Genomic DNA, 24,023 nt, shown 5'->3' with positions numbered 1-24,023 from the left:
CTGGCTCAGTGCGTGATGGGAGCGGGCAGCTCGCCCTGCAACGGTACGACCGCGGTCGCGGAGCCCGGGGAGGACGCGCTCGGCGCGGCGGCCGGCGGGGCGATCAGCGCGTTCGGCACCGCGGAGGCGGTCGCGGCGGTGCCGACCTCGCTCGAGGCGGCGGTGGCGGGGTCGCCCAGCACGGCGCCGTCGGAGAGGCGGAGGTAGACGGGCGCGGTGTTCGCGACCATCCCGAGGCCCTGCGCGGCGGTCGCGAGGTTCTGCGGCGAGCTGAGGGTGTCGACCGCGTCCTGCTTCTCGGCGTTGCCGCGGGTGAGCGTCTTCTGCTCGCCCTGCAGCGTCGCGATCTGGTACGCGCCCTCGGACAGGCCGACGCTGACCAGGAGCTGGATCACGATGATCGCGAAGAGCCCGGCGACGGCGACGATCCCGTAGACCAGCTTCGGCCGCGCCTGGCGCTCGGGAGCGGGGACCGCCTCGATGCGGGGTCGCTGCGCCGGTTCGGCGGGCAGCGCCGGTCGTGCGGTGCTGCGGTCGATGACGGGGTCGATGACGGCGGTCGCGCTCATGCGGTGCTCCTGATCCTCTCGGCCGCGCGCAGACGCACGGGTGTCGCTCGGGGGTTGGCGGCCTTCTCGTCGTCCGAGGCGAGCTCGGCGCCGCGGATGACGAGTCGGAATTCGGGTCGGTGCTCCGGCAGCTCCATCGGCAGGCCGACGGGCGCCGTGGAGGAGGAGGCGGTCTGCAGGGCGCGCTTCACGATGCGGTCCTCGAGCGACTGGTACGCCTCGACGACGATGCGACCGCCGACGGCGATGCGGCCGAGCGCAGCGGGGATCGCGCGCTCGAGCACCGAGAGCTCCTGGTTGACCTCGATGCGCAGCGCCTGGAAGACGCGCTTCGCCGGGTGGCCGTTGCGCTGGATCGCGACGGGCGTGGCCGCCTGGATGATCTCGACGAGCCGGCCCGAGCGCACGATGGGCGCGTTCTGACGGGCCTCGACGATCTTCTTGGCGTAGCGCGCGGCGAGCCGCTCCTCGCCGTACTCGTGGAAGATCCGCCGGAGGGCGATCTCGTCGTAGTCCGCGAGGATGCTCGCCGCGGTGAGCGGCGCCGTCGCGTCCATCCGCATGTCCAGCGGGGCGTCCTTGGAGTAGGAGAAGCCGCGCTCGGTCTCGTCGAGCTGCAGCGAGGACACGCCGAGGTCGAACAGCGCGCCGTCGATCGTGTCGATGCCGAGCTCGTCGAGCACGTCGGGCAGCTCGTCGTAGACGGCGTGCACGAGGTCGATCCGGGCGGAGTGCGCGGCGAGCCGCTCACCCGCGAGCTGCAGAGCCTCCTGGTCGCGGTCGAGGCCGACGAGGCGCAGGCGCGGGAAGCGCTCGAGCAGCGCGAGCGAGTGCCCGCCCATGCCGAGCGTCGCGTCGACGAGGACGGCGCCGTCGCGCTCCAGCGCCGGCGCGAGCAGCTCGACGCAGCGCTCGAGCAGCACGGGGAGGTGCCGCTCCTCGGTGGGGCGCACCTCGCGGTGCACAGGGGTGCTCTCGGTGTTCTCTGTGCTCTCGGTGTTCTCTGGCATGGCGGTCCCGCCGTCCTGTTCCTGCCGTCCGATCCCCATCCAGCTCACGACCGGACACCGGGGAAGGTGCGTCCGGGCGCCGAGTGGCTGGGAGTCGCGCGGCAGGAGCTAGAACAGTCCGGGGATCACCTCCTCCTCGGTGTCGGAGAACACGGACTCCTGCTCGGTCAGGTAGCTGTCCCAGGCGTCCTGAGCCCAGATCTCGGCGCGATTACCCGCACCGATGACGGTGAGGTCGCGATCGAGACCGGCGTAGGCGCGCAGCGGCGCCGGGAGGGTGATGCGGTTCTGCTTGTCCGGCGTCTCGGCGCTGGCTCCCGAGAGGAAGACGCGCAGGAAGTCGCGGGCCTGCTTGCTGGTGACCGGCGCCTGGCGGATCTTCTCGTGCATCGCCTCGAACTCGCGCTGGCTGAACACGTAGAGGCACCGCTCCTGGCCGCGCGTGACGACGACTCCGGAGGAGAGCTCGTCGCGGAACTTGGCGGGCAGGATCACACGGCCCTTCTCGTCGAGCTTGGGGGAATGAGTGCCGAGGAACAACGGACTGCCCCCACTTCTCTCCGGCCAAGGTTGGTGTGGGCCCCACAGTACTCCACTTCCCCCCACCCACAACCATCCAAGAGCCCGCGGCGCGCCGACACGTCGGCGCCGATCCGCGCCGTTGCAGCGATCGGCGCGGGTGGAGCGCAGTGGAGGAGAATCGCACTCCCGGGGAGCATCCGGGCACGAAAAAAGGGCCGATCCGTGAGGATCGACCCTGTGGTGGTGCGAGGTGGAGACTCGCCGCGGACGGCGCTAGCCGCGACCGTCCCCGCGGTTGTCCCACCGGTCGTTCAGGCGGTCCATGAAGTTGGAGCCCTGGCGGCCGCTCGCCGAGCGGGGCTTGGCGGGGCGGCCCGCCTCCGGGACGCCGGAGGTGGTGGAGCCGCCGGGTGCGGGACGCATGGCGACGACGACGCCCCCGAGCATCAGCGCGAAGCCGGCCACGCCCACGAGGGGCTGGCGGACGATGACGCCGGCGACCAGCACTCCGAGGCCGACGATGGCGAGGAGGATGCCGAGCACGAGCGCGCGGTAGTTGGTGCCGCCCCGGCCCTTGCTGACGGCCGCGACGAAATCGGCGTCGTTCTGATAGAGATTGCGCTCCATCTCGTCGAGGAGCCGTTGCTCGTGTTCCGAAAGCGGCATCGGGACCCCTTCAGGGAGTGGCGTCGACCCGGCTGGGACGACGCCGAGGTGGGCGGGCGGTCTGCTCGACCGGGCTGGTGGCGCTTCAGTGTAGACCGAGGCCCGCCGAGGCGCCAGGCGCCGTCGGTGCATAGGCTGGTCGGGTGAACCACAGCACTCGTCTGGTCGATCGCGTCCAGTTCCGAATCGATGAATTCCTCACCGGGCGCACCCCAATTCTGCGCTCCATAGGAGAGGACGTCTCCGCCCTCGGCGACCTTTCGCGGGACTTTCTCAGCGGGGGCAAGCGCTTCCGCGCGCGCTTCTGCGAGGCGGGCTGGACGGCGGTCTCGGCGGTCCCCAGCGACGGGCATCGGAGCGCCTCCGATCCCGTCGCCCGCGTCGGCGCGAGCCTGGAGCTCTTCCACGCCGCGGCCCTGGTGCACGACGACGTGATCGACAACTCCGACACCCGTCGCGGCGCCCCCGCGGCGCACCGCCGGTTCTCCTCCCTGCACTCCGGCGGCGGCTGGTCCGGCTCCGCCGATCAGTTCGGCCGGTCCTCCGCGATCCTCCTCGGCGACCTCCTGCTCGTCTGGTCGGACGAGATCTTCGCGGACGCCGAGTGGGCCCTCGAGGACCGCACCGCCGCGTCGCGCGCCCGCGCGGAGTTCAACCTGATGCGCACGGAGGTGACGCTGGGCCAGTACCTCGACATCCTCGAGGAGAGCGCCTGGGTGCGCCACCCCGAGCACGAGCACCTCGAGCGCTCGGAGCGCGTGGTCGTCTTCAAGAGCGCCAAGTACAGCATCGAGGCGCCGCTCGCCATCGGCGGGTCGCTCGGCGGCGGCGACGACGAGCAGATCGACGCCCTGCGCCGGTTCGGCCTGCCGCTCGGCATCGCCTTCCAGCTGCGCGACGACGTCCTGGGCGTGTTCGGCGACCCCGCCGTGACCGGCAAGCCGGCGGGCGACGACCTCCGCGAGGGCAAGCGGACCGTCCTGCTCGGCCTGGCCCGGGCCGCGGCCTCGGCGAGCGAGCGCGACGAGCTCGACGCCGTCGTCGGCCGCGACGACGCGAGCGCCGACGACATCGCCCGCGCTCAGGAGATCGTCGCGGGCAGCGGCGCCCTCGACCGGCTCGAGGAGCGCATCGCCCGCGAGGTGGCGGACTCCCTGGCCGTGCTGGACGGCGCACCGTTGCGCGAGGAGGGCGTCGCGGAGCTGCGCGAGCTCGCCGAGCGGGTCACCGCGCGGTCCGCGTAGGACGCGGCCGCGGGTGGGCTCAGGCCAGAGCCTGGGCGACCCGACGCACCTCGGCCTTGCGGCCGGCGAGGAGCGCCTGCACCGGGCTGGTGCCGAGGCTGTCCTCGTCCGAGAGCAGCCACTCGACCGCCTCGTCGTCCGAGAAGCCCTGGTCCGAGAGCAGGATCGCGGTGCCGCGGATCTCGCTGAGCGGCTCCCCGTCGCGGAGGAACACGGACGGGACGACGAGCTTGCCGTCGCGCCGGGTGCCGAGCAGGTGGCGCTCCTCGATCAGGCGGCGCACCCGGCTGACGCCGAGGCCGGTGAGCTCCACCAGATCGGGGACGGTCAGCCACTGGATCTCGGGAGCGGACGAGGAGGCGGAGGCAGCGGACGAGTCGGTCACCTGTCAAGAGTGCCACGAGCCGCCTCCGCGTTGCACGCCGGTTGTCCGGAGGGTCTTGCCTAGACTCGTCGCGTGACCACCAGCCAGCTCGACCCTCTCCTCGGCCGTCTCGTCGACGGCCGGTACGAGGTGCGCTCCCGCATCGCGCGGGGCGGCATGGCCACCGTCTACCTGGCGCACGACCAGCGCCTCGAGCGCCGCGTCGCCATCAAGGTCATGCACGGGCACCTGTCCGACGACGCCACCTTCAAGAACCGCTTCGTCCAGGAGGCGCGCTCCGCCGCCCGACTGGCGCACCCGAACGTGGTGAGCGTGTTCGACCAGGGCCAGGACTCCGACATGGCCTACCTGGTGATGGAGTACCTGCCCGGCATCACGCTGCGCGACCTGCTCAAGGAGCGCGGTCGGCTGACGGCTCAGCAGGTCGTCGACATCATGCACTCGGTGCTGTCCGGCCTCGCGGCCGCGCACCGGGCGGGCATCCTGCACCGCGACCTCAAGCCCGAGAACGTGCTCCTCGCCGACGACGGCCGGATCAAGATCGGCGACTTCGGACTCGCGCGGGCCGCGAGCGCGAACACCGCCTCGGGGCAGGCGCTCCTCGGCACCATCGCGTACCTCTCCCCCGAGCTGGTCACCCGCGGCACGGCCGACACCCGCAGCGACATCTACGCCATCGGCATCATGATCTACGAGATGCTCACCGGCGAGCAGCCCTTCACCGGCGAGCAGCCGATGCAGATCGCCTACCAGCACGCGAACGACTCGGTCCCCTATCCCAGCGCCAAGGTGCCCTCGGTGCCGACCTCGCTCGACGAGCTCGTGCTCTGGGCCACCGAGCGCGACCCGGACATGCGGCCGCGCGACGCCGGCGTCATGCTCGCCCAGCTCCTCGAGGCCGAGCGGCTGATGGGCATCACGCCGACCGACCGCCGCATCGCGGACACCCAGGCCGTCACTCCCCTGCCCGCCCCCGAGCCCGCCACCGCCCTCCTCTTCGACGAGGCGGTCACCGGGCACACCTCGGTGATCGAGGGACCGCCGGCCGAGCTCGAGCAGCGCGAGGACGACGACGCGGTCGCCCGCCTCGCGGCGAAGCGCCGCACGCGCCGTCGCCGGGGCGTGCTACTCACCGTCGTCGTCCTGCTGCTCGCCCTGATCGGCGGCGGCACCGCGTGGTGGTTCGGCGAGGGTCCCGGCGCCATCGTGAACGTGCCGGACGTGGTGAGCCAGTCGCAGGACGAGGCGACGGCCGCGCTGCAGGGGCAGGGCTTCACCGTCGAGCCGCAGCAGGCGAACGATCTGACCGTGCCCGCGGGCACCGTGCTCAGCACCGATCCGCCGGGCGGACAGGGGCTGCACAAGGGCGACGTCGTGACCCTCGTGGTCTCGAGCGGTCCGCGCCAGCTCCCCGTGCCGGCTCTCGCCGGCGTGTCGGAGGAGGAGGCGACGACCGCGATCCAGAGCGGCTCCTTCACTCTCGGCGACGTGACGCGGATCTTCGACGCGGACGTTCCGTCCGGCGTGGTCGTCTCGGCCTCGCTGCCCGACGGCGGCGAGCTGCCCGCGACGATGTCCGAGACCAGCACGATCGCGATGACCGTCAGCCTCGGCGCGATCCCGAACGTCGTCGGCCTCACCGTGGATGAGGCGACGGCCGCGGCGAAGGACGCCGGGCTCGCCCTCGACCGCGAGCGCGAGGAATGGAGCGACACGGTCGCCGCGGGAGTGGTGCTCACGCAGATCAACCCGGAGGCGCCCGCCACCACCGGCGACACCGTCTCCGTCGTCGTCTCGAAGGGTCCGCAGCCGGTCGCCGTGCCGAACGTCGTCGGCATGACCCGCGACCAGGCGAAGGCGGCCCTCGCCGCCGTCGACCTCAAGTGGAGCTACGGCCTGACGACCCCGCTGATCGACCAGGTGCCGGACGAGGTGACGAAGGTGACCAACCAGTCCGACAAGGAGGGCGCCCTCGTCCAGCGCGGCACCACGATCCAGCTCTCGATCACCATCTCGATCTGATCCGGTCCGCTCGAGCGGCCCGGCAGGGGCGCCCCTCCGCGGCGGATCTCGATACGACCGCTGCGCGGCCTGCTCGATCAGCATGCGCGGCCCCGCTCCGCGGACCGTGCGATCAGCATGCGCGCAAGCGCGCATGAGCTCCGCGCACCACGGTGGTCCTCACTGCATGCTGGTCGAGTAGCCCCGCAGGGGCGTATCGAGACCCACCCATCGGACGACGGTGGATCTCGATACGCCCGCTGCGCGGCCTACTCGATCAGCATGCAGGGGTCCGCTTCGCGGACTGCTCGACCAGCATGCGCGCAAGCGCGCATCGCGCTCGCTGCCTACGGCAGCGTCCTCATTCCATGCTGGTCGAGTAGCCCCGCAGGGGCGTATCGAGACCCACCCGCCGAACGACGGTGGATCTCGATACGCCCGCTGCGCGGCCTACTCGATCAGCATGCAGGGGGTCCGCTCCGCGGACCGCTCGCTCAGCGCTCGCGGAGCTCCTCGGCGACCAGGAAGGCCAGCTCGAGCGACTGCATGTGGTTGAGGCGCGGGTCGCAGACCGACTCGTAGCGCGTCGCGAGGGTGGCCTCGTCGATGTGCTCCGAGCCGCCGAGGCACTCGGTGACGTCGTCGCCCGTGAGCTCCACGTGGATGCCGCCCGGGTGGGTGCCGGCCGCGCGGTGCGCCTCGAAGAAGCCCTTGACCTCGTCGACCACGTCGTCGAAGCGACGGGTCTTGTAGCCGGTGGGCGTCGTCAGGCCGTTGCCGTGCATCGGGTCGGTGACCCACAGCGGCAGCGCGTCGCTCGCCTTGACGGCCTCGAGCAGCGGCGGGAGGGCGTCGCGGATCTTCCCGGCACCCATCCGCGTGATGAAGGTCAGGCGTCCGGGCTCGCGGTCCGGGTCGAGCTTGTCGATCAGCTCGAGCATCGTCTCCGGAGTCGTCGAGGGGCCGAGCTTCACGCCGATCGGGTTGCGGACGCGCGAGAGGAAGTCGACGTGCGCGCCGTCGAGCTCACGGGTGCGCTCGCCGATCCAGATGAAGTGGCTGGACGTGTTGTACGGCGTGCCGGTGCGCGAGTCGATCCGCGTCATCGGTCGCTCGTAGTCCATCAGCAGGCCCTCGTGGCCGGTGTAGAACTCGGTGCGCTTCATGCCCTCGAAGTCGGCTCCGCACGCCACCATGAACTTCACGGCGCGGTCGATCTCGCGGGCGAGCTGCTCGTAGCGCTGGTTCTGCGGGTTCTCGGTGAAGCCCTTGTTCCAGTAGTGCACGAGGCGGAGGTCGGCGAAGCCGCCCTGCGTGAAGGCGCGGATGAGGTTCAGCGTCGAGGCGGCCGTGTGGTAGCCCTGCACGATGCGGCGCGGGTCGGCGGCCCGCGACTCCGGGGTGAAGTCGTAGCCGTTCACGATGTCGCCGCGGTAGGCGGGCAGCGTCACGTCGCCGCGGGTCTCGAGGTCGCTCGAGCGGGGCTTGGCGAACTGGCCGGCCATGCGGCCCATCTTGATGACGGGCATGCTCGCGCCGTAGGTGAGGACGACGGCCATCTGGAGCACGGTCTTGACCCGGTTGCGGATCTGATCTGCCGTCGCTCCCGCGAAGGTCTCGGCGCAGTCCCCGCCCTGGAGCAGGAACGCCTCGCCGCGAGCTGCGGCACCCAGGCGCTCGCGCAGCTGGTCGACCTCGCCCGCGAAGACCAGCGGCGGCAGCGCGGCGACCTCGGCGGACGCGGCGGCGACCGCGGCGGCGTCTGGCCAGTTCGGCTGCTGCTTGATCTCGAGCTCACGCCAATAGTCCAGGCCGGCGACCACGGAGGGGGCGGCGAGGACGTACGGTTCGTTCGGATCGATGACCACGAGGGTTCCTGGTTCTGACGGGCGCGCGGCGCGCGCAGTGATCGCCGCCCGGTCGGACGGCGACGGTTGACGAGCTTATCGGCTCGGTGGGGCCTTCTCCGGAGGAGTGCTCAGCGGAGCAGGGCCGCTCGCTTCTCCTTGACGGAGGTGGCGTAGACGTCGAGGTACTCCTGGCCGCTGAGCGCGAGCAGCTCGTACATGATCTCGTCGGTGATCGAGCGGAGGATGAAGCGGTCGCCCTCCATGCCCTCGAAGCGGCTGAAGTCGAGCGGCTCGCCGAAGACGATGCCGATGCGGCCGAGCCGGGGCATCCTGCTGCCGATCGGCATGATGCGGGCGGTGTCGATCATCGCCACGGGGATGACGGGCACGCGCGCCTCGAGGACCATGCGCGCGACGCCGGTGCGTCCGCGGTACATCCGTCCGTCGGGGCTGCGGGTGCCCTCGGGATAGATGCCCAGCGCCTCGCCGCTCGCGAGGACCCGGAGGCCGGTGTTGAGCGACGCCTCGGACGCCTTGCCGCCGGAGCGGTCGATCGGGAGCATGCCGGTGGCGGTGAAGAAGAGCTTCGTCGCCCAGCCCTTCAGGCCCTTGCCGGTGAAGTAGTCGCTCTTGGCGAGGAAGACCATGTTCCGCTCGATCACCAGCGGGAGGAACACCGAGTCGATGAAGGAGAGGTGGTTGCTCGCCAGGATGACGCCGCCCGTCGCGGGGACGCGGTCGGCGCCCACCACCCACGGCCGGAAGATCGTCTTGAGCAGGGGCCCGGCGACGATGTGCTTCATGAACCAGTAGAACAAGGGGCGCTCCTCAGCGGTCCGCGACCGGGGTCACAGCGAGCTCGCGTGCAGGCGGGCGAGGTCGGCGGCGCCGACGACCCCCGCGTCGTTGACGAGCTCCGCGATGCGGAACTCGGGCTCGGGGTGGTAGCCCCGGGCGGGCAGGTTGTCGAGATAGGCCTGGCGGATCGGGTCCAGCAGGAGGTCGCCGGCCTGGGCCACTCCGCCGCCGATGACGAACATCTGCGGGTCGAGCACCGCGCTGAGGCTCGCCGCCGCCTCGCCGAGCCAGTGGCCGAGCTGGCGCAGGGCCGCGAGGGCGCCGAGGTCGCCGGCGCTGATCAGGTCGGCGATGACGGCGCCGTCGAGCTCTCCGCCGTTGCGGGCCCGCGCGTCGGCGATGCCCTGGCCGATCCCGCCGGCGTCGGCCAGCTCGGCGGCGAAGCGCTGCAGGGCCCGGCCGGAGCCGTACTGCTCGATGCAGCCGCGGGCGCCGCAGCCGCAGGGCAGTCCGCCCGGCACGACGCGCATGTGGCCGATCTCGGCCGCGGCACCGAAGCCGCCGCGCAGGAGCCGGTCGTTGATGACGATCGCGCCGCCGACGCCGGTGCCGATCGTGAGCATCAGCATGTCGCTGACGAGGCGGCCGGCGCCGTAGCGGAACTCCGCCCAGCCGGCCGCGTTCGCGTCGTTCTCGATGATGATCGGGAGGTCGATGCGGGCCGAGAGCTTCTCGCGGAAGGGCTCGTTGCGCCAGTTGATGTTGGGTGCGTAGTAGACGATCGACTGCGAGGCGTCGATGAAGCCGGCCGCGGCGACGCCGACGGCGGAGACGTCCCCGGCGGGCAGCCCTTCGCGCAGCCGCGCGACCATCTCGACGACCACGTCGACGATGAGCTCGGGGTGGCCGGCGGGGGTCGGCTGGCGGTCCTCGCGGACGATGCCGCCGAACTCGTCGACGAGCGCCCCGGCGATCTTCGTGCCGCCGATGTCGATACCGATCGCGTGCACGCGAACCGCCTTCCCCTCGCTGACCGAGCGCCGCTGCGCCGCGTCCGCCCCGGTGCGGCGGCCACATCGAGTGTAGTGACCCGCTGAGAACCGACGTGCGGATCGTTACCCTGAGTGGATACACAGTCAGGCGCCGCCGGTAGGCTGGACCCGACAATCGTTCAGGTACCGAAGGAGTTGCCGTGGAGCAGTTCGATTCCCCCCTCGTCGTGGCGCCGGATCCGCAGGCCAACACGACGGCGCTGCTCCTCGACCGCGTCCGGGAGACGCCCGAGCGGGCGCTCTTCGCCCTGCCGGACGGCTCGGGCTGGCGCGACGTCACGGCGCGCGAGTTCCTCGACCAGGTGACCGCCCTCGCGAAGGGCCTCGTCGCCGCGGGGATCGAGCCGGGCGACAAGATCGGCCTGATCTGCAAGACGCGCTACGAGTGGACCCTGATCGACTTCGCCGTGTGGTTCGCGGGCGGCGTCCTCGTGCCGGTCTACGAGACCTCCTCCCCCGCGCAGGTGCAGTGGAACCTCGCCGACTCCGGGGCGCGCGCCGTCATCGTCGAGACCGCCGACCACTTCGCCCGCTTCGACGAGATCCGCGCGGACCTCCCGGACGTCCGGAGCGCCTGGCAGATCGGCCTCGGCGACCTCGACAAGCTCGCGGCCCGCGGGGTCGACGTGCCCGACGCCGAGATCGAGCGCCGCCGCTCGCTCGCCACGGGCGCCGACGTCGCGACGATCATCTACACCTCCGGCTCGACCGGCCGCCCCAAGGGCTGCATCATCCGGCACTCCAACTTCGTCGAGCTCAGCCGCAACTCCGCGGTGGCGCTGACGGAGCTGATCCACCAGCCGGGCGCCTCGACGCTCCTCTTCATCACCACCGCGCACGTGTTCGCGCGCTTCATCGCCATCCTCTGCGTGCACGGCGGCGTGAAGGTCGGGCACCAGGCCGACACGAAGCAGCTGCTCCCCTCCCTCGGCTCGTTCAAGCCGACCTTCCTGCTGGCCGTGCCGCGCGTGTTCGAGAAGGTGTACAACTCGGCCGAGCAGAAGGCCGAGGCCGGTGGCAAGGGCAAGATCTTCCGCCGCGCGGCCGACGTCGCCGTGGCCCACTCGATCGCCGTCGAGGCCGGCTCGGTGCCGCTCGCGCTGAAGCTGCAGTTCCTGCTCTTCGACCGCCTCGTCTACTCGAAGCTGCGCACGGCGATGGGCGGCAACGTCCGCTTCGCGGTGTCCGGCTCGGCCCCGCTGGGCGACCGGCTCGGGCACTTCTTCCACAGCCTCGGCATCAAGATCCTCGAGGGCTACGGGCTCACCGAGACCACCGCGCCCGCGACGGTCAACCGGACCGAGCGCTTCAAGATCGGCTCCGTGGGGCCCGCGATGCCCGGCTGCTCGATCCGGATCGCCGCGGACGGCGAGATCCAGGTGCGCGGGATCGACGTCTTCGGCGGCTACTGGAACGACGAGAAGGCGACGGCCGAGGCCTTCGACGGCGAGTGGTTCAAGACCGGCGACCTGGGCTCGCTCGACGAGGAGGGCTACCTCCGCGTCACCGGGCGGAAGAAGGAGATCATCGTCACCGCGGGCGGCAAGAACGTCGCCCCGGCCGCGCTCGAGGACCCGATCCGCGCCAACCCGCTGGTGGGGCAGGTGGTCGTCGTCGGCGACCAGCGCCCGTTCATCGCGGCGCTGGTGACCCTCGACCCCGAGATGCTGCCGACCTGGCTCGCCAACAACGGTCAGGACGCGTCACTCTCGCTCGAGAAGGCGGCGGTGAACCCCGCGGTCCTCGCCGAGGTGCAGCGCGCCGTCGACGCCGCGAACGCCCGCGTCTCGCGCGCCGAGTCGATCCGCAAGTTCGTCATCCTGCCGACCGAGTTCACCGAGGCGAGCGGCCACCTCACGCCGAAGATGAGCATCAAGCGCAACGTCATCCTCGACGACTTCGCCCAGACCATCAGCAGCGTCTACAGCGCCGCCCCCGCCACGGAGGGCATCAGCCTCCGCTGACCACGACGCGGCCACCACCTGCACGACGGCGGATCCCGACACGCCCGCTCCGCGCCCTCCTCGATCAGCATGGAGCGACCGCAGCGCTGTTATGCAGGTCGAGTAGCCCGCAGGGCGTATCGAGACCCACGCTTGCAGCACGGTGGATCTCGATACGGCCGCTCCGCGGCCTACTCGATCAGCATGTTGCGGCCGCTCCGCGACCCACTCGATCAGCATGTTGCGGCCGCTCCGCGACCCACTCGATCAGGGTGGTCCGCCCGCAGGGCGACCCCATGCCGGTCGAGCAGCCCGAAGGGCGTATCGAGACCGCACGCCTGCAGAACGTGGATCTCGATACGGCCGCTCCGCGGCCTACTCGATCAGCGTGATGCGGCCGCTCCGCGCAACCCGGAGCGCGTATCGAGACCGCACGTGTGCACAACTCGCCCCACTCGGTCAGCGCGCGGCCGAAAGGCCGAGCCGCATCCGGCGAAGCGCGTCCCAGCGCTTCGACGTCGGCGGACGCCCGACGCTCTGCGGAACGCAGCCACCTCAGGAAGCCGACCGCGCCGAGCCGGGCAAGGACCGGCTCGGAATCAACTCAGAACCAGGAGCTCTCGCGGACTTCCTTCATCGCGGCCCGGCGGTCGTCCTTGGACAGGCGGTCGAGGTAGAGGCGGCCGTCGAGGTGGTCGCACTCGTGCTGGAGCGCCTGCGCCATCAGGCCGTCGCCCTCGAGGACGACCTCGTTGCCGTCGAGGTCGGTGCCGCGGACCTTCGCGTGCGGGTAGCGGATCGCGGGGTACCAGAGGTTCGGGACGGAGAGGCAGCCCTCGTCGACCGGCTGCGGCTCGCCGCTCAGCTCGACGATCTCGGGATTGAGGACGTAGCCGACGACGCCGTCGACGTTGTAGCTGAAGGCGCGGAGGTTGACGCCGATCTGCGGGGCGGCGACGCCGGCGCGGCCGGGGGTGCGCACGCTGTCGAGGAGGTCCTCGACGAGTCCGCGGATGCCGTCGTCGACCGCCTCGATCGGAGCCGACACGGTCTTCAGGACGGGATCCCCGAAGATGCGGATCTGGCGTTCGGTCATGCGGTGCGCTCCCTCAGTGCCTCCTCGGCGGAGAGGAGGGCGTTCTCGACGACTTCGCTCGCCGCGGGGTGCGGCCAGTACTGGCTGCGGGCGAGACCGCGGATCCCGACCCCCGCACTGGCGGCCTGGACGAGCGGCTGAATGAGGATACTCGCCTGCGGCCCCATCAGGTGCGCGCCGAGGAGCTCGCCGTCGAGTCCGACGACGAGGGTGCAGATGCTGGAGTCGTCCTCCATCGCCCAGCCGTAGGCGGTGGAGCCGAACTCCTGCGTGACGGCGACGACCTCGATGCCGCGCTCCCCCGCCTCCCGCTCGGTCAGGCCGAAGTGCGCGATCTGCGGGTGGGCGAAGATCGCGCCGGGCACCGGGGCGAGCGTGTTCGAGAGCATCTCGCCGGGGTGCAGGAGGTTGTGCGCGACGAGCCGCGCCTCGTGGTTGGCGACGTGCTTCAGCTGCCACTCGGAGGAGACGTCGCCGAGCGCGAAGAGCCCGGGGACGACGCGGCCGCCGGAGAGGACCCGCTGCTCGCCGTCGACGACGACGCGGCCGTCGGGGTGCAGATCGATGCCGACGGAGGCGGCGGCGATGGTGTCGCTGTTCGGGTCGCGGCCGGTGGCGACGAGGATCGTGTCGGTCTCGACGCGGGAGCCGTCGTCGAAGACGGCGACGAGACCGGTCGGCGTCGCCTCGACGCTCTCGGCGGAGACGCCGGTGCGGACGTCCCAGCGCTCGCGCGCCAGCTCGGTGAAGCCGCGGGCGATCCCCTCGTCGAGCGAGCGGAGCAGCCGGTCGCCGCGGACGGCGACCGTCACCGCGGTGCCGAAGGCCGAGAAGATGTGCGCGAACTCGACGGCGACCGCTCCGCCGCCGAGGACCAGCATCCGCGGCGGGAGCTCGTCGATCCGCATGATCGAGTCGGAGTCGTGTATCCGGGGGTCGGGCTCGTAGGCCGCGAGGAGCGGACGGGGACGGGAGCCTGCGGCGACGACCACCTGGGGAGCGCTGATGCGGACGCCGCTCGCGCTCACCAGCACGTGCGGGCGGACGCCGTCGCCGAGCGACTCGAAGCCGAAGCTCTCGCGGAGCACGGCGACGTTCTCGGAGCGGTTCGCCCGGTAGTCCAGGCCGCCCTCGCTGATCGCGTCGGTGCGGCCGAAGACTCGGTCGCGCACCTCGGACCACTCGGGTCGGGCCACGCGGCCGTGCACGCCGACCCGGTCGCCCTGATCGACGTCGGTCACGATGTCGGCCACGTGGACGAACATCTTGGTCGGGATGCAGCCCGCATTGAGGCAGGTGCCGCCGAACCACTCGCCGTCGTCGAGGAGGGCGACGCGGGAGCCCGCCCACTCGGGGCCGACGATGGAGTTGCCGGAGCCGGCGCCGAGGACGATCAGGTCGAACGCGAGGGCCTCGGCGGTGTCGGAGCCGGGCGCGTCAGGCACGACGGACCGGGATGCCCTCGACGACGAGCGCGGCGAGCAGGCGCGCCGCCTCCTTGGTCGCGGGGCGGAGCTGCTCCCACTTCACCACGGAGCCGGCGGCGAGCACCGGGTCGTAGGGGATGCGGACGATGTCGCGCACCCGGGAGCGGAAGTGCGACTCGATCTCCTCGAGCTTCACCAGGCTCGTGCCCTGGGTCGCGGTGTTGAGCGCGACGACGGCGTTCCTGACCAGGTCGCCGTAGCCGTTCGCGTCGAGCCAGGTCAGGGTCTCGGAGGCGAGGCGCGCCTCGTCGACGCTGCCGCCGGAGACGATCACGACGCTGTCCGCGCGCTGCAGGGTCGCGCGCATCACCGAGTGCACGATGCCCGTGCCGCAGTCGGTGAGCATGATCGAGTAGAAGCGCTCGACGAGATCCGCGACGACGTTGTAGTCGTCCTCGTCGAAGGCCTCGGAGAGCTGCGGGTCGGTGTCCGAGGCGAGCACGTCGAGGCGGGTCTCGTCGCGCGAGACCATCGTGGAGAACTCCGTGAAGCCGGTCACTCCGGCAGCGCGGTTGACGACGTCGCGGACGGTCGAGCGGGTCTGCTTGGGGACGCGCTCCGCGAGGGTGCCGCGGTCCGGGTTGGCGTCGACCGCGATGATGCGGTCCTCGCGGGAGTCGGCCAGGGCCATGCCGAGGAGCGTGGTGACGGTGGTCTTGCCGACCCCGCCCTTGCGGGTCATCACCGGGACGAAGCGCGTGCCGCCCTCGAACTGCCGGCCGATCCGCTCGTCCATGGCCTTCCAGGCCTGGACCTTCGCCGAGTCGCCGAGGTTGACGGTGTGGAAGGTGAGGCCGTACACGAAGCGGTTCCAGCCGCCGGTCGGCGCGGGCCGGGTCTTGCGGTTGACCTCGAGCAGGCGGTCCGGCGTGAGCATCGACGCGGACTCGGGGGTCGAGGACGTGCCGGCGGTGCCGGACTCGGCGCGGAGGCGGTCGCGGCGCGTGACCCCGGGGGTCTGCTCGGCGGACGCCTCGGGCGCGACGGACTCGGCGGCGGGCACGGCCGGGCGCTGCTCGCCGCGACCTCGCGGCCGCTCGCCGGAGTCCTCGGGGAGCACCGACACCTCGTCCCGCGGCGGGATGCCGGCGGAGACGGGCCGGACGGCGCCGGGAGCGTCGGGGATCCCGAGTCGTCCGACATCGACGGCCGGGTCCTCGGCGGGCGCCGGAGCCGTGGAGCGGCGGCGCGCGGGAGCGGGCGTGTCCAGGCGGATGCCGTCCGGGATGCGGGTGGGAGCGGTGTCGCTCGCGCGCGGTGCGTACTGCTCGGAGTCCCGCGCCGCGTCGAGCGCCGTCCGCGGAGTCGGGCCGGTGTCGAGATCGGGCTGGTCGTCGTTGCGCTCATCCATGCGAACGAGCCTCCTTCCGCTTGCCGTCAGTGTACCGGCGGGCCCGGCGGCGCACTCGGGCCCTGGATCCCGGGTTCCGCCGCCCGCGACCGGAGTGCTACGCAGGGAGCGGTTAGGTTCTCCCACCCGGGGAAAGTAAAGTACCTAGCCATGCATGTACTCAGCGTGAGCTCCCTCAAGGGCGGCGTCGGCAAGACCACGGTGACGCTCGGCCTTGCTTCCGCGGCGTTCTCCAAGGGCCTGCGAACGCTGGTCGTCGACCTCGATCCGCAGTCCGACGTCTCGACCGGCATGGACATCAACGTCGCCGGTCACCTCAACATCGCGGACGTCCTCACGTCGCCGAAGGAGAAGATCGTCCGCTCGGCGATCGCGCCCTCCGGCTGGACGAAGGAGCGCCAGGGCACCATCGACGTCCTGATCGGCAGCCCCTCCGCCATCAACTTCGACGGACCGCACCCCAGCATCCGCGACATCTGGAAGCTCGAGGAGGCGCTCGCGAGCGTCGAGGCCGACTACGACCTCGTCCTCATCGACTGCGCACCGTCGCTCAACGCGCTGACCCGCACGGCGTGGGCGGCGAGCGACCGCGTCGCCGTCGTCACCGAGCCGGGCCTGTTCTCCGTGGCCGCCGCCGACCGCGCGCTGCGCGCGATCGAGGAGATCCGCCGCGGTCTCAGCCCGCGACTCCAGCCGCTGGGCATCATCGTGAACCGCGCGCGCGTGCAGTCGCTCGAGCACCAGTTCCGGATCAAGGAGCTGCGCGACATGTTCGGCCCGCTGGTCCTCAGCCCGCAGCTCCCCGAGCGCACCTCGCTCCAGCAGGCGCAGGGCGCCGCGAAGCCGGTGCACGTCTGGCCCGGCGAGAGCGCGCAGGAGATGGCGCACAACTTCGACCTGCTGCTCGACCGCGTCATCCGCACCGGCCGCATCGGCGAGCAGGCAGTGCCGGCGGCGACGAGCTGACGGATCGGCTGGGCGGGCTGCAGAGCGGCCCGCTCAGCATGTCGAACGAGTAGTCCGCACAACGGGCGCCTCGAGATCCCGAAGGCGGGCAGTCCACGGACATGCTGATCGAGCGCGGCGGACGCAGTGAGATCCCGCAGCAGGGCAGTCCACCGGGCATGCTGATCGAGTAGTCCGCGCAGCGGACGTATCGAGATCCACGCTGACGGACGGCGGGTCTGCACGAGCGACGTGTCGACGACGTGGGTCTCGATACGCCCCTCCGGGGCTACTCGACCAGCATGGGGCCGTGATCGAGCGCCGGCAGCCGCCGCGTGGGGCGGTCAGCCGACCTTGCGGGAGGCGCGGCGGCGGGCGAGCTCGTCGCCGGGGTCGACCGACTGGTGGTCGAGCTCGACGAGGCTGGTCTCGACCTCGCGGAGGACCTTGCCGACCGCGATGCCGAAGACGCCCTGGCCGCGGCTGAGGAGGTCGATGACCTCGTCGTTGGAGGTGCAGAGGTAGACGCTGGCGCCGTCGCTCATCAGTGTCGTCTGCGCGAGGTCGTCGACCCCGGACTCGCGGAGCTGGTTGACCGCGGTGCGGATCTGCTGGAGCGAGATGCCGGTGTCGAGCAGGCGCTTGACCAGCTTGAGCACGAGGATGTCGCGGAAGCCGTAGAGGCGCTGCGTCCCGGACCCCGAGGCGCCGCGCACGGTCGGCTCGACGAGCTCGGTGCGGGCCCAGTAGTCGAGCTGGCGGTAGGTGATCCCGGCGGCCCGCGCGGCGACGGCGCCGCGGTAGCCCGCGTCCGCGTCGAGGTCGGGCAGCCCGTCGGTGAAGAGGACGAGGTCGCGCTGGCCGCTGACGTCGCGGCTGACTTCTCTCATCCCTGTGCCTTCCGGATACGAACGCCGGTCGCTCCGAACGCGTTCCCTAAGCTACCGACCCGGGGATGCCGAGTAAACGACATCCGCTCTTCCGCGAGGGCGTGTCGCCCGCCTCGGCCGCTCGTCACGAGCGCGCGATCCGGGAGAGGGCGCTGCGCACCATCGCCTCGCGGATGGTGCCGAGGTGCGCGGCGAGGCCGATCGCGTTCTCGGCGGCGCCGGCCGAGCCGGACGCCTCGCCGCGGCGGGCGCTCGAGGCGACCACGCTCTCGATGAGGGACATCTCGCGCTCGACGGCGATGCGCAGCGGGCGGAGGTGGCGCGGCTCGATGCCCGAGCGGCCGAGGTCGACGAGCGCCCTGAGCGTCGTGACGGCCTCCTCGCCGAAGACGTCGCCGCCGCGGACGAGCCCGGCGGCGATCGCCTCGCGCACGAGCGCGGGGCTCGCACCCGACTCGCTCGCCAGGCCCTCGCGCGTGAGGCGGGTGGCGGGGGCGAGCAGGGACGGGGCCGCTCCGCCGGCACCGGCGGGCAGGGAGGGCTCGCGGCCGGCATCGACGTCGTCGAGGTAGCCGCGGATCACCTTGAGCGGGAGGTAGTGGTCGCGCTGCAGCGCGAGGATCATCCGCAGGCGCTCGACGTCACCCGTGGAGAACTTGCGGTAGCCCGAGTCGGTGCGGGCCGGCGAGACCAGCCCCTGCTCCTCGAGGAAGCGCAGCTTCGACGGGGTGACGTCGGGGAACTCGCTGGTGAGGTGCGAGAGGACCTGGCCGATGCTGAGCAGAGCGGCGGAGCCGGACGGGAGTGCGCGAGCGGTCGAACGACCCACGGCTACGCGTCCGGAGCGGCGACGAGGTCGGCGCGGGACGCGTAGAAGGTGAGGCGGAACTTGCCGACCTGCACCTCGGAGCCGTCGGTGAGGATCGCGGACTCGATCCGCACACCGTCGAAGTAGGTGCCGTTCAGCGAGCCCAGGTCGCGGACCTCGAAGGAGGTGCCGCGGCGCACGAACTCGGCGTGACGGCGCGAGACGGTGACGTCGTCGAGGAAGATGCCCGCATCGGGGTGACGACCGACCGTGGTCGAGTCGGTGTCGAGCAGGAAGCGGGCCCCGGTGTTGGGGCCACGGCGGACGACCAGCAGGGCCGAGCCGGAGGGCAGAGCGCCGACGGCCTCGGCCTCCTCGCGGGACGCCCGGTTGTCGAGCGCCGCCAGCTGGGCGCCGATGTCGTCGGTGAACGTGAGGGTCGTCTCCGTCGACGGCTCGACGGGAACGGACGGATCTGCGGATGATGCTCCGCGCACGGACTCGACCAAGACGTACCTCCTCGCTATCCCCTCAGCGTATCGGAACCGGAGGGCCCGCCGGTCGCATCCGTCGCTCCCTCGACCCCCCGGATGAGGTCACGGGTCTGCACGGCGTAGACGATCCCCGCCCACCAGTAGAGGAACGCGCCCCAGAGCGCGAAGGCCCAGGCGACGGGGAGCGACGCCGGCGCGAGGGCCGGGAACGCCTGCCCGAGCATGATCAGCGGCAGCGCGTAGAAGAGGCAGAACGTCGCGAACTTGCCGAGATGGTGCACCGGGAGCGGGCCGTAGCCGTTGTTCGCGAGGATCACGGCGAGCACCACGAGCATCAGGTCGCGCGCGACCAGGACCGCCACCAGCCACCACGGCACCAGCTCGCGCACCGCCAGGCCGATCACCGTCGCGAAGATGTACAGGCGATCGGCGGCCGGATCGAGGACGGCACCCAGGCGCGTGATCTGGTCGAACCGGCGCGCGATCCAGCCGTCGAGGTAGTCGGTGAGGCTCGAGAGCACGAGGGTCAGCAGCGCCAGGGCGTCCTCGCCCTCGATGATCAGCACGAGGAACACCGGCACGAGTGCGAGTCGCACCATGCTCAGGATGTTCGGGACCGTCCAGATGCGGTCCTGCGGCGCGCGAGCCATGCCGGGGATCCTCGTCAGCGCTTGTCGCGCCAGACCCGCTCGAAGGGGAGCCGCCACGCGTGCGGCGCGATCAGCTGGTGGATCGCGTTCGGACCCCACGATCCCGGCGCGTAGAGGCGCACGGGCGGCGGGTCCTGGAGGAGCGGGGCCGAGACCTCCCAGAGGCGCTCGATGCCCTCGGCCGTGGTGAAGAGCGTGTGGTCGCCGCGCATCGCGTCCAGGATGAGCCGCTCGTAGGCCTCGAGCGCGTCGCCCGCGCGGTCGGTCTCCTGCAGCGCGAACTGCATGCTCAGCTTGTCCAGCCGCATGCCCGGGCCGGGGCGCTTGCCGTAGAAGGACAGCGAGACCTTGGAGGCGTCGGCCAGGTCGAAGGTGAGGTGGTCGGGGCCGTGCGCGCCGACGCCGGACCCCTGCGGGAACATGCTCTTCGGGGGCTCGCGGAAGGCGATGGAGATGATCCGCTGCCCCTCCGCCATCCGCTTGCCGGTGCGCAGGTAGAACGGCACGCCGGCCCAGCGCCAGTTGTCGATCTCGCACTTCAGCGCGACGAAGGTGTCGGTCTCGGAGTCGGGGGCGACGCCCGGCTCCTCGCGGTAGCCGATGTACTGACCGCGGACGACGTTCTCCGGGTTCAGCAGCCGCATCGAGCGGAAGACCTTGTTCTTCTCCTCGCTGATCGCCTTCGGCTCGAGGGCCGTCGGCGGCTCCATCGCCATGAAGGCGAGGACCTGGAAGAGGTGGGTGACGACCATGTCCTTGTAGGCGCCGGTCGACTCGTAGAACTCGGCGCGGCGGTCCAGGGTCAGCTTCTCGGGGATGTCGATCTGGACGTGGTCGATGAAGTTCCGGTTCCAGATCGGCTCGAAGAGGCCGTTGGCGAAGCGGAAGGCGAGGATGTTCTGCGCGGGCTCCTTGCCGAGGAAGTGGTCGATCCGGAAGATCTGCTCCTCGTCGAAGGTCTCGTGCAGCTCGGCGTTGAGGACGACGGCGCTCTCGAGATCGACGCCGAAGGGCTTCTCCATGATGATGCGGGAGCGCTCGACGAGGCCCGCCTCGGCGAGCATGCGGACGACCGACAGCGCGGCGCGCGGCGGCACGCTGAGGTAGTGCAGGCGGCTGACGTCCGGGCCGAGCACCTTCTCGGCCTCGGTGACGGCCTCGGCCAGCGCCGCGGGGCCGGCGGACTGCGGCACATAGCGCAGCTTGGAGGCGAACTCGTCCCACTGGGCGGGCGTGAGCGAGCGGCTGCCGAACTCGTCGTAGGCGAGCTTCGCGAAGGCGCGGAAGGACTCGTCGTCGTGCTCCTCGAGCGAGGTGCCGACGATCTGCAGGTCGGGAGCGAGCGAGGACAGCGCCAGGTGAGCCATGCCCGGGATGAGCTTCCGACGGGACAGGTCGCCCACTGCTCCGAACAGGACGACGACGTGGGGGGCGGCCTGCTCGGTCTGGACGGCGGGGGCGGGAGGTGCAGGGGTCACGGTCACCCCTCGATCATTCCATTCCGCCGCGTGACAGTGGCGTCATCCGCCGGACACGCACCGCCGCTAAGGTCGTGCCGTGCCTCCGATCTCCGACGCGCCAGCCGCGACCGCAGCACCCGCCTCCTCCGCCCCCTCCGCCGACGGGACCGTCGCGCCGCCGATGGACGACCGCATCCGCGGTGACGTCCACCTGCTCGGCGAGCTCCTCGGCCAGGTGCTGCGCGAGTCCGGCGACGACAGCCTCTACACCGACGTCGAGCGGCTGCGCGCCCTCACGATCGGCGCCTACGACAGCGGGCACGCCGACGAGCTCGCCGCGGCGGAGGAGTTCGTCGCCTCGCTGACGGCCGAGCGCGCGGAGGAGGTGGCGCGGGCCTTCACCTGCTACTTCCACCTCGTCAACGTGGCGGAGGAGTTCCACCGCGTGCGGGTCCTGCGCCGCCGCGACGCCGATGCGGGCGCCCAGCGCCCCGAGGACTCGATCATCGCCTCGATGGCGACGCTCACGGACGAGCTGGGCGAGGAGGAGGCGTTCGAGCGCCTCTCCCGCCTCGAGTTCCGGCCGGTCCTCACCGCGCACCCGACCGAGGCGCGCCGCCGTGCCGTCTCCTCCACCATCCGCCGGATCAGCGCGCTGCTCGAGCAGCGGGACGACCCGCGCACCGGCGGCGTCGTGCTGGTCGAGAACCGCCGGCGACTGCTCGCCGAGGTCGACACGCTCTGGCGCACCGCCCCGCTCCGGGAGTCGAAGCCCAGCCCGCTGGACGAGGTGCGGACCGCGATGAGCGTGTTCGACGAGTCGCTCTTCTCGGTGCTGCCGCGGGTCTACCGCCGGCTCGACGACGCCCTGCTCGGCGACGCCTCCGGCACGCGGAAGCCGATCGCCCCCGCCTTCGTGCGGCTCGGCACCTGGATCGGCGGCGATCGCGACGGAAACCCGTTCGTCACCGCCGAGACGACCCTCGAGGCCGTCGACATCGCCTCCGAGCACGTCCTGATCGGCCTCGAGCGCGTCGCCCGCCGCGTCGGCCGTGCGCTGACGCTCGACGCCGGGACCACTCCCCCGTCCGCCGCCGTCGAAGCGCTCTGGAGCGCCGGCGTCGAGAGGGCCCCCGAGCTCGCCGCGGTCATCGCGGAGCGCTCGCCGAGCGAGACCCACCGGCGCGTCCTGCTCCTCACGGCCGACCGGCTCGCGGCGACCCGCACCGGCGGCGCACTCGCCTACGGCTCCGCGGCCGAGCTGCTGGCCGACCTGCGCACCCTGCAGGACTCGCTGATCGAGGCGGGCGACGTGCGCTCGGCCTACGGCGATCTGCAGGACCTGATCTGGCAGACGGAGACCTTCGGCTTCCACCTCGCCGAGATCGAGGTGCGCCAGCACTCGAAGGTGCACCGCGAGACCCTCGCGGCGATCCGTGCGGGCGGCGAGCTGGACGAGCGCAGTACCGAGGTGCTCTCGGTCTTCCGCGCGATCGCGAAGGTCCAGGAGCGGTTCGGCACCGACGCCGCGCGGCGCTACGTCGTGTCGTTCACGCAGTCGGCGGACGACCTCCGCACGGTGTTCGACCTCGCCGAGGCGGCCACGGACGGCGCCCCGCCGATCATCGACGCCGTCCCGCTGTTCGAGACCTTCGCGGACCTCGACGCCTCGACGGACATCCTCGCCGAGATGATCCTGCTGCCCCAGGTGCGCGAGCGCCTCGCGGCGACGGGGAACCGCCTCGAGGTCATGCTCGGCTACTCCGACTCGTCGAAGGACGTCGGACCCGTCTCGGCGACGCTCGCGCTCTACGACGCGCAGGCGCGCATCGCGAAGTGGGCCGAGGACGAGGGCATCGTGCTCACGCTCTTCCACGGCCGCGGCGGCGCCCTCGGCCGCGGTGGCGGGCCGGCGAACCGCGCGGTCCTCGCGCAGCCGCCCGGATCGGTCGACGGCCGCTTCAAGCTGACGGAGCAGGGCGAGGTCATCTTCGCCCGCTACGGCAACCCGGACATCGCGACGCGGCACATCGAGCAGGTCGCCGGGGCCACGCTCCTGGCCTCCTCTCCCTCGATCGGCGACCGCAACGCCGGTGCCGCCGACCGCTTCCGCGACGTCGCGGCGACGATGGACCGCGAGTCGCGCCGCCGCTTCTTCGAGCTGGTGAAGGCCGACGGCTTCGCGCCCTGGTTCGCCCGGGTGACGCCGCAGGAGGAGGTCGGCCTGCTCGCGCTCGGCTCGCGGCCGGCCCGTCGCGGCCTCTCGGTCGAATCGCTCGAGGACCTGCGGGCGATCCCGTGGGTGTTCGCCTGGACGCAGGCGCGCGTCAACCTGACCGGCTGGTTCGGGCTCGGCAGCGCGCTCGAGGCGGTCGGCGATCTGGACGAGCTGCGCACCGCGTACGAGACCTGGCCGCTGTTCACCACGATGATCGACAACGTCGAGATGTCGCTGGCGAAGACCGACGAGGGCATCGCCCGCCGCTACCTCGCGCTCGACTCCCGCGACGACCTCGCCGGACTCGTCCTCGACGAGATGGAGCTCACCCGGCGCTGGGTGCTCTCGATCACGGGCGAGGAGAGCCTGCTCACCGGGCACCGCGTGCTCGGCCGCGCGGTCCGGCTGCGCACGCCCTACGTCAACGCGCTGTCGCTGCTGCAGCTGCGCGCGCTCCGGGCCCTCCGCACGGATCCGGGCGGATCGGGGACGGAGCAGAACCAGCGGCTGCTGCTGCTCGCCGTGAACGGCGTGGCCGCCGGGCTGCAGAACACGGGCTGATCGGCCCCACGCACGAACGACGG

Annotated in this window: 21 protein-coding genes; 5 read left to right on the top strand and 16 right to left on the bottom strand. The window is 71.8% G+C overall.

Translation table 11 applies throughout. The annotated features are described in order from the left end of the window. Positions 1-5: 5 nt before the first annotated feature. The 4 genes from HQQ82_RS17750 to HQQ82_RS17735 all read right to left on the bottom strand — a co-directional run bounded on the left by HQQ82_RS17750 (position 6) and on the right by HQQ82_RS17735 (position 2,767). Positions 6-569: a hypothetical protein gene (locus HQQ82_RS17750; RefSeq protein WP_173235407.1), complete on the bottom strand. Its 564-nt coding sequence runs from the start codon at positions 567-569 to the stop codon at positions 6-8. After that, positions 566-1,579, bottom strand: coding sequence for a 16S rRNA (cytosine(1402)-N(4))-methyltransferase RsmH (gene rsmH, locus HQQ82_RS17745; RefSeq protein WP_173235405.1), 1,014 nt, complete (start codon positions 1,577-1,579; stop codon positions 566-568). The genes HQQ82_RS17750 and rsmH overlap by 4 nt, the downstream gene beginning before the upstream one ends. Positions 1,580-1,687: 108 nt before the next feature. Then, complete coding sequence (mraZ, locus tag HQQ82_RS17740; protein WP_123446130.1) at positions 1,688-2,119, bottom strand: division/cell wall cluster transcriptional repressor MraZ; 432 nt, start codon at positions 2,117-2,119, stop codon at positions 1,688-1,690. 255 nt (positions 2,120-2,374) lie between these two features. Further along, the gene (locus tag HQQ82_RS17735; RefSeq protein ID WP_173235403.1) at positions 2,375-2,767 is read right to left on the bottom strand and encodes a DUF3040 domain-containing protein; all 393 of its coding nucleotides are present in this window, start codon (positions 2,765-2,767) and stop codon (positions 2,375-2,377) included. Positions 2,768-2,910: 143 nt separating this feature from the next. Between HQQ82_RS17735 and HQQ82_RS17730 the strand changes: the two genes are divergently transcribed. After that, complete coding sequence (locus HQQ82_RS17730) at positions 2,911-4,011, top strand: polyprenyl synthetase family protein (RefSeq protein ID WP_173235401.1); 1,101 nt, start codon at positions 2,911-2,913, stop codon at positions 4,009-4,011. Between the two features lie 19 nt (positions 4,012-4,030). Here HQQ82_RS17730 and HQQ82_RS17725 read toward each other — a convergent pair whose 3' ends face one another. Continuing rightward, entirely contained in the window at positions 4,031-4,396 is a 366-nt protein-coding gene (locus HQQ82_RS17725) for an Rv2175c family DNA-binding protein (protein ID WP_367948001.1), read from the bottom strand. A gap of 72 nt (positions 4,397-4,468) precedes the next feature. Between HQQ82_RS17725 and pknB the strand changes: the two genes are divergently transcribed. After that, complete coding sequence (gene pknB / locus HQQ82_RS17720; protein ID WP_173235399.1) at positions 4,469-6,418, top strand: Stk1 family PASTA domain-containing Ser/Thr kinase; 1,950 nt, start codon at positions 4,469-4,471, stop codon at positions 6,416-6,418. A gap of 473 nt (positions 6,419-6,891) precedes the next feature. Here the strand turns inward: pknB and HQQ82_RS17715 are convergent, their stop codons facing one another. From HQQ82_RS17715 to HQQ82_RS17705, 3 genes are all read right to left on the bottom strand, one after another. Further along, on the bottom strand, positions 6,892-8,220 hold the full coding sequence (locus tag HQQ82_RS17715) for a class II 3-deoxy-7-phosphoheptulonate synthase (RefSeq protein WP_173235851.1): 1,329 nt from the start codon (positions 8,218-8,220) through the stop codon (positions 6,892-6,894). Positions 8,221-8,375: 155 nt separating this feature from the next. After that, complete coding sequence (locus HQQ82_RS17710; protein WP_173235397.1) at positions 8,376-9,065, bottom strand: 1-acyl-sn-glycerol-3-phosphate acyltransferase; 690 nt, start codon at positions 9,063-9,065, stop codon at positions 8,376-8,378. A gap of 30 nt (positions 9,066-9,095) precedes the next feature. Next, positions 9,096-10,055 (bottom strand): ROK family glucokinase, encoded by a 960-nt coding sequence (locus HQQ82_RS17705; protein WP_173235395.1) that lies wholly within the window; start codon positions 10,053-10,055, stop codon positions 9,096-9,098. A gap of 182 nt (positions 10,056-10,237) precedes the next feature. On the opposite strand from HQQ82_RS17705, the gene HQQ82_RS17700 reads away from it, so the two are divergent. Beyond that, positions 10,238-12,061, top strand: a complete 1,824-nt coding sequence (locus tag HQQ82_RS17700; RefSeq protein ID WP_173235393.1) for a long-chain fatty acid--CoA ligase — start codon at positions 10,238-10,240, stop codon at positions 12,059-12,061. Positions 12,062-12,644: 583 nt separating this feature from the next. Here the strand turns inward: HQQ82_RS17700 and def are convergent. Genes def through HQQ82_RS17685 form a run of 3 tightly spaced genes read right to left on the bottom strand, consistent with a single transcriptional unit; the run spans position 12,645 to position 15,974 of the window. Then, positions 12,645-13,136, bottom strand: a complete 492-nt coding sequence (gene def / locus HQQ82_RS17695; RefSeq protein ID WP_173235391.1) for a peptide deformylase — start codon at positions 13,134-13,136, stop codon at positions 12,645-12,647. Beyond that, positions 13,133-14,581 carry a mycothione reductase gene (locus tag HQQ82_RS17690; protein ID WP_173235389.1) on the bottom strand — a complete coding sequence of 483 codons (1,449 nt, stop codon included), beginning with the start codon at positions 14,579-14,581 and terminating at the stop codon, positions 13,133-13,135. Before HQQ82_RS17690 ends, def begins: the two co-directional genes overlap by 4 nt. Further along, positions 14,574-15,974, bottom strand: coding sequence for a MinD/ParA family protein (locus tag HQQ82_RS17685; RefSeq protein ID WP_254071628.1), 1,401 nt, complete (start codon positions 15,972-15,974; stop codon positions 14,574-14,576). The genes HQQ82_RS17690 and HQQ82_RS17685 overlap by 8 nt, the downstream gene beginning before the upstream one ends. A 150-nt stretch (positions 15,975-16,124) precedes the next feature. Between HQQ82_RS17685 and HQQ82_RS17680 the strand changes: the two genes are divergently transcribed. After that, entirely contained in the window at positions 16,125-16,940 is an 816-nt protein-coding gene (locus HQQ82_RS17680; protein WP_123446122.1) for a ParA family protein, read from the top strand. Positions 16,941-17,263: 323 nt separating this feature from the next. Here the strand turns inward: HQQ82_RS17680 and HQQ82_RS17675 are convergent, their stop codons facing one another. The 5 genes from HQQ82_RS17675 to zwf all read right to left on the bottom strand — a co-directional run bounded on the left by HQQ82_RS17675 (position 17,264) and on the right by zwf (position 21,239). Further along, on the bottom strand, positions 17,264-17,809 hold the full coding sequence (locus HQQ82_RS17675) for a MerR family transcriptional regulator (protein WP_173235387.1): 546 nt from the start codon (positions 17,807-17,809) through the stop codon (positions 17,264-17,266). Positions 17,810-17,933: 124 nt separating this feature from the next. Continuing rightward, positions 17,934-18,638, bottom strand: coding sequence for a MerR family transcriptional regulator (locus HQQ82_RS17670; RefSeq protein WP_173235385.1), 705 nt, complete (start codon positions 18,636-18,638; stop codon positions 17,934-17,936). Between the two features lie 2 nt (positions 18,639-18,640). Further along, on the bottom strand, positions 18,641-19,114 hold the full coding sequence (locus tag HQQ82_RS17665; protein WP_160091368.1) for an FHA domain-containing protein: 474 nt from the start codon (positions 19,112-19,114) through the stop codon (positions 18,641-18,643). Between the two features lie 26 nt (positions 19,115-19,140). Beyond that, complete coding sequence (locus HQQ82_RS17660) at positions 19,141-19,761, bottom strand: CDP-alcohol phosphatidyltransferase family protein (RefSeq protein ID WP_173235383.1); 621 nt, start codon at positions 19,759-19,761, stop codon at positions 19,141-19,143. Between the two features lie 14 nt (positions 19,762-19,775). Further along, a complete protein-coding gene (gene zwf, locus HQQ82_RS17655) occupies positions 19,776-21,239 on the bottom strand; it encodes a glucose-6-phosphate dehydrogenase (protein ID WP_367948028.1) in 1,464 nt (487 codons plus the stop codon). A gap of 163 nt (positions 21,240-21,402) precedes the next feature. Between zwf and HQQ82_RS17650 the strand changes: the two genes are divergently transcribed. Beyond that, positions 21,403-24,000 (top strand): phosphoenolpyruvate carboxylase, encoded by a 2,598-nt coding sequence (locus HQQ82_RS17650; protein ID WP_173235847.1) that lies wholly within the window; start codon positions 21,403-21,405, stop codon positions 23,998-24,000. Positions 24,001-24,023: the final 23 nt, after the last annotated feature.

It is taken from the genome of Rathayibacter sp. VKM Ac-2856, from assembly GCF_013205055.1.
Taxonomy (GTDB): domain Bacteria; phylum Actinomycetota; class Actinomycetes; order Actinomycetales; family Microbacteriaceae; genus Rathayibacter.
The sequence above is the reverse complement of the archived record's forward strand: the minus strand, read 5'-3'. Positions and strand labels throughout refer to the sequence as shown.